Origin of the sequence: Sulfurimonas sp., from assembly GCF_014859695.1 — a bacterium.
Classification (GTDB): domain Bacteria; phylum Campylobacterota; class Campylobacteria; order Campylobacterales; family Sulfurimonadaceae; genus Sulfurimonas.
Genome location: NZ_JACUTS010000063.1, coordinates 1 through 10,073, shown reverse-complemented (window position 1 = coordinate 10,073; position 10,073 = coordinate 1). Strand labels below are relative to the sequence as shown.

Genomic DNA, 10,073 nt, shown 5'->3' with positions numbered 1-10,073 from the left:
TATAGAAAAGTCTGTTTGCTATGGTTGTTAAATGGTTTCGTCGGATTTACCTAATTTTTAACTAAGTATCATCAAATATAAAGCAGACTTAAAGTAAATTTCAGCTAAAATTCGCCACTTTTTACATTCAAGACCATATTTAAAAGAGGAGGGCTATATGTTTGACACATTAACAGATTCATTTACCAATGCTATTAGAAAAATTCGTTTTCATGATGATGAAAAAGCCCTCACCAAGGCTCTAGATGAGTTAAAAAAATCTCTTTTAAAAGCTGATGTAAACCATAAAGTTGTTAAAGACCTTATCTTTAAAGTTCAGGTAGAGACGAAAAAAAATGGGATTGGAAAAGATCAATTTTTAGCGGCTCTGAGAGAAACACTCTATGAACTTTTAGAGGTAGGCGGAAACAGAGGCTTTATTTTTGCCTCAAAACCTCCGACCGTTATTTTAATGACCGGACTTCAAGGTTCCGGAAAAACTACTACTACGGGCAAATTAGCGCTGTATCTAAAAAACAGACAGAAAAAAGTTTTAGTAGTAGCAGCCGATTTGCAGCGTTTAGCAGCGGTTGAGCAGCTTCGTCAAATTACGGTGAAAATAGATGTTGAACTCTATGAAAATGAGAGCACAAAAAATCCTGTTGAAGTTGTAACTGCGGCACTCAAAAAAGCAAACAGCGGCATATATGATGTTGTTCTTATAGATACGGCGGGTCGTTTAGCGATAGACGATGAGCTTATGAAGGAGCTTGAAGCGGTTAAAAAAGCTGCAAATCCTAGCGAGATTTTTTATGTTGCAGACTCTTTGACTGGTCAGGACGCTGTTAAGACGGCTACTACATTTAAAGAAAAAATCGGCATTGACGGCGTAATTTTAAGCAAATATGACGGCGATTCAAAGGGTGGTGTGGCTCTTGGGCTCTCATCTCTGGTTCAAGTTCCCCTTCGTTTTATCGGCAGCGGCGAAAAGATGGAGGACTTAGAAGTTTTCTTGCCTGATCGTGTCGTAAACCGTCTTATGGGATTTGGAGACATCGAAGGATTGGCTGAGAAAACATCATCGGTTATTGATGAAAAACAGGCTAAAAAACTTACCTCAAAGATTAAAAAAGGGCAGTTCAACTTCAATGACTTTTTAGAGCAGATGGAAAGCATGAAAAAGATGGGAAGCATGAAGTCTTTAATAGGTATGATTCCGGGCATGGGAAATATGTCTAAGGCACTCAAAGATTTTGACCTTGAAAATTCCGGTGAGCTTAAAAACATTAAAGCTATGGTCTCTTCAATGACAATGAAAGAGAGAGAAAATCCTGATCTTTTAAACAACTCCCGTAAAGAGAGAATTGCTAAGGGTTGTGGACTTACTCAAGTTGAGATTAGCCGCATGATAAAACAGTTTAAAAATGCAGGTAAAATGGCTAAAAAACTCTCAGGTAAGGGCGGCATGAAAGATTTGCAAGCCATGATGGGTCAGATGGGCGGCGCAGGAGCTCTTAGAAGATAGCTTTAACGCATGTAGAAGGTAAATCTATATACTTTTAGAAGTTTATAGATTTGCATTCAGAATGCAAAATTTAACATATACAGCAAGTTGAAATATGACTTGCGCAGAGAAGGACAAAACATGGCAACAGTAATTCGCCTCACTAGAATGGGAAGAAAAAAACAACCTTTTTACCGTATCGCGGTAACAGACTCACGTAAAAGAAGAGATGGTGGTTGGATAGAGTTAATCGGACATTATAATCCAATGGTAGCAGAGAAAACAACAGTTGTTGATAATGAGAGATTAGATTACTGGTTAAGCGTTGGCGCTAAAATGAGTGATCGCGTAAAAAAGATAACAGGTCGTTAAGATGATAGCTGATTTTGTCGCACAATTTGCAAGACTTATAGCATCATATCCTGATGATATAAGAGTTGAAGTAAAAGAGGGCGATGAAACAACTGAAATTTTGCTCTATGCCAATCAAGCTGACATCGGAAAGCTGATCGGCAAAGAGGGGAAGATGATAGGCGCTATAAAAACCGTCATCTCAGGCTGCAAAGCTAAAGACGGTGTAAGTTACCGCATCAATGTCGAAGCAATCTAGCAAACTTCTTCATATCGCTACAATCGGCAAGAGTGTCGGTCTGAAAGGCGATGTGAAGCTCCACATAAAAAGTGATTTTCCAGAGCAGTTTAAAAAAGGCGCCTCTTTTTTCATAAATGAAAAAGAGAGTCTGACTATAAGTGAGATAAACCACGAGAGAGCTCTTGTGAAATTTTTGGGATACTCTTCAGCTGAAGACACCAAAAAACTTACAAATAAAGGGGTCTATACAACGATTGAGAGAACAAGAAGTGAGTGTCATTTAGAAGATGGCGAATATTTTTGGTTCGATATTGAGGGCTGCACTGTAGTAGAAGATGGAGAAGTTTTAGGAGTTGTTGAAGAGGTTGAGAGAATCTCGATTACTAATTATTTAAGTGTAAAAACTGATGAAAAATTAGTAGAAAAAGGTTTTGCAAAAACTTTTTTGATACCATTTAACAAGCCTTTTACGATAAGCACCGATATTGACAAGAAGGTAATAAGCGTTAGCGGCGGCATAGATATTCTAGAAGCTTCATAATGAAATTTACTTTTGTAACGCTCTTTGAAAATATAGTCGAGGGTTATTTTAACGACTCTATTTTAAAAAGAGCTATTGAAAAAAAGATTTTAAATATTGAGTTTATAAATCCTAGAGATTATAGCAGCTCCAAACATGCTAAAGTAGATGACACCTCTGTAGGCGGAGGTGCCGGAATGGTTATGAATCCTCAGCCTCTTTTTGATGCTCTGGATGAACTAAGAGCCAAAGACGAGAATGTTCATCTTGTTTTTTTAACTCCTGTTGCAAAGCCTTTTAGACAAAATGATGCTAAAAGATTGGCAAAAAAGACCCATATAGCTTTTGTGAGTGGAAGATATGAGGGAATTGATGAGCGAGTTATAGAAAAATATGCTGATGAGGTTTTTAGTATCGGCGATTACATTTTAACCGGAGGAGAGCTTGCCTCTTTGGTGTTATGTGATGCGGTTTCAAGAAATGTAGAAGGTGTTCTTGGCAACAGTGACTCTTTGAGCATAGAGAGCTTTGAGAGTGAACTGCTAGAGGCGCCCTCTTTTTCTAAACCGCAAAATTATGAAAACTATTATGTTCCATCAGAATACTTAAAGGGAAATCACAGTAAAATTCGCTCACTAAAATTAGCTCTGTCTGAGTCTAAGACTAAATTCTTCAGACCAGAGCAGCTTTTAAAGCACAGAAGTAAGCAAAGATAGTCTTGAATTGCACTAGTGCAATGGGCTTTGCGCCAAAGATTATAGCGTACTGGACATAAAATCTACCCCGCCAGGGGTTAGCTTTAGTGCCATAGCGGTTAGCGTAAATGGCGGAATTACTTCCGACATTGTTTAAAACAGATGAAGGGTTCTCTTCATTTTATGAAATAAAATTAAGGAAAGAGTTTATGAGAAATAAGTACATAGAAAACTTTGAAAAAGCACAAGTGCACGAGAAAATTATTCCGGACTTTCGTGCGGGTGATACTGTTCGTTTGGCAGTAACAATTAAAGAAGGCGACAAAACTCGTGTACAAAATTACGAGGGTGTTTGTATTGCAAAAAGAGGTCAGGGTACTGGCAAAACTATTACAGTTCGCAAAATCGGTGCTAACAGCATAGGTATTGAGAGAATATTTCCACTATATAGTGACTCTATTAGCGAGATAACAGTGATTCGTCGCGGTCGTGTTCGTCGTGCTAAACTGTTCTACCTACGTGATCTTGCGGGTAAAAAAGCTCGTATTAAAGAACTTAGAAGAAAATAATCTTCTAAGCTTCACCTTTATAACTACTCCCTTCATTAAAGTAAACCCTCTTTTATAAAATATAAACTTACTATATAGTACAATCCGCACATATTATTTTAACATGTGGAAACAGTATGACTTATCTGAACGATTTAAAAAGTGTAGTTGAGATAAATTCATACACAAAAAATAAGCCAGGCGTAGACAGAGTCGGAGAGCTTTTTGATAAATGGTTTAAAGAGTTAGGATTTCATGTTGAAGTACATGAAAGAGAGCTTATAGGTTCTCACCGCCACTACACCTCCAAATACAGTAAAAATGCAAAAAGATTGCTGCTTTTAGGTCATCTAGATACAGTTTTTCCTCCCGAGAAATTTGAGATTTACGATGAAGATGCCGAGTGGGTTTACGGTCCAGGTGTATGCGATATGAAGGGTGGAAATATTGTCGCACTTCAGGCACTTCGTGAGATCAAAAACAAAAATATTGAGATACAAAACATAGACATTTTTCTGGTAAGCGATGAAGAGACCGGAAGCGATGACTCAAAGTTTTTAACATCAAAAATAGCAAAAAATTATGACTACTGCTTTGTTTATGAAGCAGCAGGAGTAGAACTTGAGGTAGTGACGGGGAGAAAAGGAGTCGGTACTTTTTTTATAGATATAGAGGGCAAGGCTGCTCATGCCGGAAATTGCTACAGCGATGGACATGATGCTAATCTGGAAGCATCTTATAAGCTTCAAGAGTTGGTAAAGCTTACTGATTTATCAAAAGGCACTACCGTAAATGTCGGCAAGATAGAAGGCGGTATAGGAGCAAACACTATATCTCCCCATGCGCAATTGACATTTGAGATTAGATATAAAGTTACGCAGGAGAGAGATAGAGTCTTGTCTGCAATAGAGGCTATCGTGCAGCACTCTTATGTGAATGGAACGACTTCAAAACTAAGAGGCGCCATTCAAAGAGATGTTATGCAGACATCAGAGAGATCTCTTGAGTTGGTTGAAAAAATACAAAAGATTACAAACACAGCTTTAAAATATGAAGAGCGCGGAGGAGTAAGTGACGCCAATACCGTGAGCTCATGCGGGGTTGTAACACTTGATGGCTTTGGTCCCTACGGCGATGGAGACCATACTGTTAAAGAGAGAGCAAACAAGGAGAGTTTTAAGAGCAGAATTGAGTTGAGCAGAGTGCTTTTTGCTTATTTTATAGAAAAATCAGATTTTTAAGGAAAGTGTCAAATGTCAAGTAGAAAAATAGGTATGTGGCTTTATACAAACAGCGGTGGCGATAAAATTGCCAAAAAAATCATAAAAAAATTAAAAGATAGAGATATAGAGACACTCGATAATATTAATTTACGACATGCAATAGCAAGGAATAGTAATATTATCTACCAAGGGGAAAAATTAAATCATTTAGATCTCTTCTTTTCATATAACGCAGGAGAGCAGACGCAGTACCAGATGTATCTTTATTAAGCTCTAAATCGTCTTATTCCTATGATAAACTCTTATGAATCTTTTGCATTGACTGAGGATAAATTTCATACATCTTTGGTATTGAGAAATAATGGAATTAAAACGGCTGACTATAAGTTATGTCACAGAGATGATGGGCATGAGCTAAAAAAAATAATCAAAAAATGGGACAGGATGGTCTACAAACCTACAGACGGTTGGGGCGGTTTAGGTCTTACAAAAATTGAAAACGAAGAGACTCTTAATATGTTAATGCCATTTTTAAATCAAATGGATTTAAGATATTTTTATGTAGAAAAATTTATAGATTATGACAATACGGATTTTAGAATAGATATAGTGGACGGCAAATTCATAGGCTGTTATGGAAGAAAGGCAAGTGCGACCGACTGGCGAACAAATGTTACAAGCGGCGGAAGTGTATTTATGAGAGAAGCAAACGATGAAATTGTAGATATTGCCATCAAAGCGGCAAATACATGTGGTGTAGATATAGCCGGGGTGGATATTATATATGATAGAAAAAAAGAGGAGTATGTAGTTCTTGAAGTAAACGGCATACCAGCTTTTGCCACTCCAGACCAAGAGAAGATGGGGCTTGATTTTAATGATAGAAAGATTGACATGATAGTTGATTTAATAGATAGAAAAACAAAAAAGGATAAGTAGATGCAAGAAAGAAAGAAGCTTCCAAAGGTAGGATTTTTATATCTGGATTATGTGCTTAGATTTTTTGACTATAGCAATTTTAAAGGGTGGCCGGATAAGATAGAAACAGTTACATATCACTGGAAAAATGATAAAGAGAGATTTATAAAAGAGGTAAAAGAAAAAAAGATTGATGTTTTAGTAGGTAATATACCCGCAACTGCATACGAAACTTTTAAAGAGATTGCAAGTGAGTTGCCACATGTAAGATTTATCCCATCAATTGAGACACAGTTTTGTAATAAATCCAAAGAGAATGTAACACTTTTTTGTAATAAATATGACGTTGCTGCTCCAAAAACAATTATAACTTATGATGAAAAAGAGGCAGATGAGCACTTTAAGGGTTGTCACTATCCACAGATTGTAAAAAGAAGTTACGGAGCTTCCAACTACGGTGGATATTTTGTTCATAAAGTGGATAACTATAAAGAAGCAAAATCACTTTTGGCAGAGAAAAAGTATAAGCCCATCTATTCACAAGACGCTATACCTTTAAAAGATAGCGGAGATATCCGTGTTATGCTCATAGGTCATAAGCCAATCTGTGCATTTTGGCGCTATTCAGGCAAGGGAGAGTGGATAACAAACACTTCTCAGGGCGGAACTATGAGTTATGAAAATGTTCCTATGAACGTACTTGAATTGGCGGTCAAAGCAAGTAAAGCTGCAAAAGCGGAGTATTGGGCTTGCGATATAGCAATAGACGAAAATACAGATGAACCATATATTTTAGAGTGTGCGACGGCATTTGCAGCTTTTCCGTATGTAAGAGATTGGATAGGTCAATATATCATGTGGGATTTGAGCGGCGGCAAGTTTAGACTTCCACATGTTCCACTATTTTCATGGGAAGAGCTTGGCAAAATGGACCCCTCTGTTTTAAGAACTCTGAGACACCTATACTTTGCAAAGTATGAGCCATCTGCCGACGGTGCTTACTGGTTAGCAGATAAAGGCAGTTTTGATATGGAGCAAACATACAAGTCAACTCCATCTGATGTTCCCGCATCAATAGAGCCTCCTCTAAGTGAGGACAAACTCCCAGATATGGTCAAAGGAGAGAGTGAATCTGCATCATCTAAGATCAGTAAAACTAAACTTTATAAAGTAGAAGATGTATCTTTGACTGAGTTGATGACGCTTCAAGGGATGGAAGAGGATGTTGCCGTTAGTATTAAAGAGTTGGTTGATGAGAAAGAGATAACATCTTTTGAAAAACTATCAGAATATTTTACGGACTCAAAAGGGAAGATTCAGCAGTGGGCTAAATCTTTTATAAAGTAGTTTAGGGTGAAAAGTTGAGACAACAGTATAGTTCGTATGGCGAGTGTGTAGAATTTTTTAAAAATGCACAAAAGAGTAATCCAAATCTTTTTAAAGTTGAATCCATCGGTAAAACTTGGGAAGACAGGGATATTATAGCGGTAAGTATTACAAAAAACGTAGATAGGCATTTAGAAAAACCCGCACTTTTTTATACGGGAACGATTCATGCCAGAGAGTGGATAGGCATAGAGCTCTCACTTAGTTTTGCCAAATATATAATGGATCATATCGATTATGATCCTCAACTCAATAGTATTTTAGACAGAACGACTCTCTACATGGTTCCATGTGCAAATCCTGACGGATTTGAGTACTCCAGAAACCATTTCTCTTTTTGGAGAAAAAATAGAAGAAAAAATGCAGATGGAAGTTTTGGTGTCGACTTAAATAGAAATTTTAGCGTAGGATTTATTGCCAATAAAAATACTACATCAAATATATACTCTGGACCAAGCGCTTTTAGCGAGCCTGAAGCTATGGCTTTGAGAGATTTTTTTCTAGCACATAAAAATATTACGATAGCTCTGGATTATCATTCACAAGGAAATGTCTTCTTCCCCGCTCATAACTTTATGCATGAAGATGCGCTTGATGCGATAGACTTAAATCTTCTTGCAGGAAATATGGCAGAGGAGATAAGAAAAGAGTCCGATCGCGAGTACGGTGTTCACATGGGCAAACCTCCCGTTCATCTAATCTCGGGAAGCGGTAGGGAATTTTACTATTCACATGGTGTTTTATCCTTGGTTGCCGAAGTTGGGACCAGAAATATAAGTGATTATATGGAGCATATGAGCGAGCATATTGATGAAAATGTACCTGCCATCATATACGCACTCTCAGAGGTAAATAACTATAAAAAAGAGCAATCTCTGCCAAGAGTTGAAAATTTTATAGCTACTGATGTGGGCTCAAAAGAGGTAGAACTTTCATGGGATTATATTGATGATGAGATAATATATTTTGAAATTTATCGCTCAAAAAATAAAAAGGGTTTTGCCCAAAGTTCAAATAGAATAGGCATGACAAAGCTAAAAACATACACTGACAAAAATTTATCCTCATCAAAAAACTACTATTACTATATTAGAGCAGTGTGTAAAGCAAGGCAGATAAAATCTCCTTTTGGACAACTGCTCGGTGTTAGAACAAAACTGGCGGAGAGCATGTTCTCCAAAATTTTATATCCTTTAGCAGAAAAGATAGGTTATGTCGGCGAGAAGACGAAAAAAAATCCTGAACATTTTGGGAATAACTCTCTTTTTGTAGGGGTTAGCGAGAGTAAAGGAGAGTGTTTTGGTGTTTGCGGCTTCTCTTTAAGTACAGTTCCCCAAAATGCAATTATAACCGGTGCATCAATCTCTTTTTACCCAATGAACAGAGTGTCGGTTCAAGTAGAGAATTTTGGAGAGTGGCGTGTCGGGCAGATTGATGAAAGAAGTATAGAAAATATTAGCAGTTTCCAAGAGATAAAAAATGCAAAAGTGCTTAGTTATATCGACAGACCCACGGGCTCGGCACAGCTCTCTCAGGGAATCTGGAGAAGGTATAAATTTGCAAAGCAGGAGTTGGATGTTTTGCAAGATTCTCTAAAGAGAGGAGAGGCACTCTTTCGCATGGAGGGTCCATCATCTCTTCCTCTTGATCGTGCTTCACAGCTTATGCAGTGGGATATCGGATATGGAAAGTTTAGCGGCGGGCTTACATACAGACCAAAACTGGATATTTCATATACATTAAACGAAGAAAAAATAGAACTTCGGTCTATGCATGAGTATACGGTATCAAAAAGTGGTGTAACGCAGAACAAATTAGTTGCAGGTTTTGACAAGGATGCTAAGGAAGAGTATGCATGTTTTGAGTTTGATCTTTCTCAATTGCCTCATATGGAAAACAGCATAATATCGACCTCTTACATAGAGCTTTATGTTGATGATATAAATTCAGACAGTAATTTGCGTTTTCATACAGAGATGGTTTTAGATTGTGAAGAGAGAAATTATGAAAAAATAAGAGAAAGAAAAATAATTGAGAGAATCGGTTATGATTTTAGTATCTCTGATATTAAAAAAACACCTACTCAAAGATTTGTTTTTGACACACACTCTATAAATGAGATGGTAGAGAACTCTATAAAAAACAGAGAAAATTCAAAAGCGGTCTTTATCATATCTGCGTCTGCGCAAAAGCTGCTTTCTAAATCCCAATATATAAGTTGCATGGATGCAATAAGAGAAAAAAGACCTTCTCTTATTGTCAATTATATAAAAAAGAGAAGAAATCCACCGCCAATGGTCTCCAATCTTAGAAAGTCGATAGAAAACGATATGATAAAGATTGAGTGGGATTTGCCCAAAGATGACGGCTACAGAGGTGCCATCGTTGTAAAGAACCCATTTAGAGTGCCTTGTTCACCATACGATGGGCAGAAACTTTATGGAGGAGTAGATAGTTATACATATGATAATTTTGGCGATAAAGATGTACATAAATATTATGCTGTTTTTTCATATGATGATGTTCCTAATTTTTCAAAACCTGCATATATAGAAATAAATAGCGATAAATAGGTGGAAATTTTATGTCATATGGTAATGTATAAAAATCTTCTTAAATCTTTTTACGATTTAAGAAGCCGCTAAGCTACCACTCCCTATAATTCCCCTCCACAAACAAAGAGACCTAAAGTTTAGGATTTAAAAATC

At 37.1% G+C, this 10,073-nt stretch carries 11 protein-coding genes; all 11 read left to right on the top strand.

Annotation, left to right across the window (positions count from 1 at the left end; all coding sequences use genetic code 11):
• Window positions 1-157: 157 nt before the first annotated feature.
• The 11 genes from ffh (at window position 158) to IBX42_RS09545 (ending at window position 9,938) form a co-directional block, all read left to right on the top strand.
• Complete coding sequence (gene ffh / locus IBX42_RS09595; RefSeq protein WP_294932293.1) at window positions 158-1,504, top strand: signal recognition particle protein; 1,347 nt, start codon at window positions 158-160, stop codon at window positions 1,502-1,504.
• 120 nt (window positions 1,505-1,624) lie between these two features.
• Complete coding sequence (gene rpsP, locus IBX42_RS09590) at window positions 1,625-1,855, top strand: 30S ribosomal protein S16 (protein WP_294932290.1); 231 nt, start codon at window positions 1,625-1,627, stop codon at window positions 1,853-1,855.
• 1 nt (window position 1,856) lies between these two features.
• Window positions 1,857-2,093 carry a KH domain-containing protein gene (locus tag IBX42_RS09585; protein WP_294932287.1) on the top strand — a complete coding sequence of 79 codons (237 nt, stop codon included), beginning with the start codon at window positions 1,857-1,859 and terminating at the stop codon, window positions 2,091-2,093.
• Window positions 2,077-2,616, top strand: coding sequence for a ribosome maturation factor RimM (gene rimM, locus IBX42_RS09580; protein WP_294932284.1), 540 nt, complete (start codon window positions 2,077-2,079; stop codon window positions 2,614-2,616). Before IBX42_RS09585 ends, rimM begins: the two co-directional genes overlap by 17 nt.
• Window positions 2,616-3,311: a tRNA (guanosine(37)-N1)-methyltransferase TrmD gene (gene trmD / locus IBX42_RS09575; RefSeq protein ID WP_294932281.1), complete on the top strand. Its 696-nt coding sequence runs from the start codon at window positions 2,616-2,618 to the stop codon at window positions 3,309-3,311. Before rimM ends, trmD begins: the two co-directional genes overlap by 1 nt.
• A gap of 188 nt (window positions 3,312-3,499) precedes the next feature.
• Complete coding sequence (gene rplS / locus IBX42_RS09570) at window positions 3,500-3,859, top strand: 50S ribosomal protein L19 (RefSeq protein ID WP_294932278.1); 360 nt, start codon at window positions 3,500-3,502, stop codon at window positions 3,857-3,859.
• A 116-nt stretch (window positions 3,860-3,975) separates the two neighbouring features.
• Complete coding sequence (locus IBX42_RS09565) at window positions 3,976-5,079, top strand: M20 family metallopeptidase (protein ID WP_294932275.1); 1,104 nt, start codon at window positions 3,976-3,978, stop codon at window positions 5,077-5,079.
• A gap of 12 nt (window positions 5,080-5,091) precedes the next feature.
• A complete protein-coding gene (locus tag IBX42_RS09560; protein WP_294932272.1) occupies window positions 5,092-5,331 on the top strand; it encodes a hypothetical protein in 240 nt (79 codons plus the stop codon).
• A 48-nt stretch (window positions 5,332-5,379) separates the two neighbouring features.
• Window positions 5,380-6,000 carry an ATP-grasp domain-containing protein gene (locus IBX42_RS09555; protein WP_294932269.1) on the top strand — a complete coding sequence of 207 codons (621 nt, stop codon included), beginning with the start codon at window positions 5,380-5,382 and terminating at the stop codon, window positions 5,998-6,000.
• Window positions 6,001-7,326 (top strand): hypothetical protein, encoded by a 1,326-nt coding sequence (locus IBX42_RS09550; protein ID WP_294932266.1) that lies wholly within the window; start codon window positions 6,001-6,003, stop codon window positions 7,324-7,326.
• Between the two features lie 14 nt (window positions 7,327-7,340).
• A complete protein-coding gene (locus tag IBX42_RS09545; protein ID WP_294932263.1) occupies window positions 7,341-9,938 on the top strand; it encodes a M14 family zinc carboxypeptidase in 2,598 nt (865 codons plus the stop codon).
• Window positions 9,939-10,073: the final 135 nt, after the last annotated feature.

Coding starts and splice junctions, on each gene's coding strand:
- trmD (WP_294932281.1), top strand. CDS start 2,616: ATGAAATTTACTTTTGTAACGCTCTTTGAAAATATAGTCGAGGGTTAT.
- rpsP (WP_294932290.1), top strand. CDS start 1,625: ATGGCAACAGTAATTCGCCTCACTAGAATGGGAAGAAAAAAACAACCT.
- rimM (WP_294932284.1), top strand. CDS start 2,077: ATGTCGAAGCAATCTAGCAAACTTCTTCATATCGCTACAATCGGCAAG.
- ffh (WP_294932293.1), top strand. CDS start 158: ATGTTTGACACATTAACAGATTCATTTACCAATGCTATTAGAAAAATT.
- rplS (WP_294932278.1), top strand. CDS start 3,500: ATGAGAAATAAGTACATAGAAAACTTTGAAAAAGCACAAGTGCACGAG.
- IBX42_RS09550 (WP_294932266.1), top strand. CDS start 6,001: ATGCAAGAAAGAAAGAAGCTTCCAAAGGTAGGATTTTTATATCTGGAT.
- IBX42_RS09565 (WP_294932275.1), top strand. CDS start 3,976: ATGACTTATCTGAACGATTTAAAAAGTGTAGTTGAGATAAATTCATAC.
- IBX42_RS09585 (WP_294932287.1), top strand. CDS start 1,857: ATGATAGCTGATTTTGTCGCACAATTTGCAAGACTTATAGCATCATAT.
- IBX42_RS09560 (WP_294932272.1), top strand. CDS start 5,092: ATGTCAAGTAGAAAAATAGGTATGTGGCTTTATACAAACAGCGGTGGC.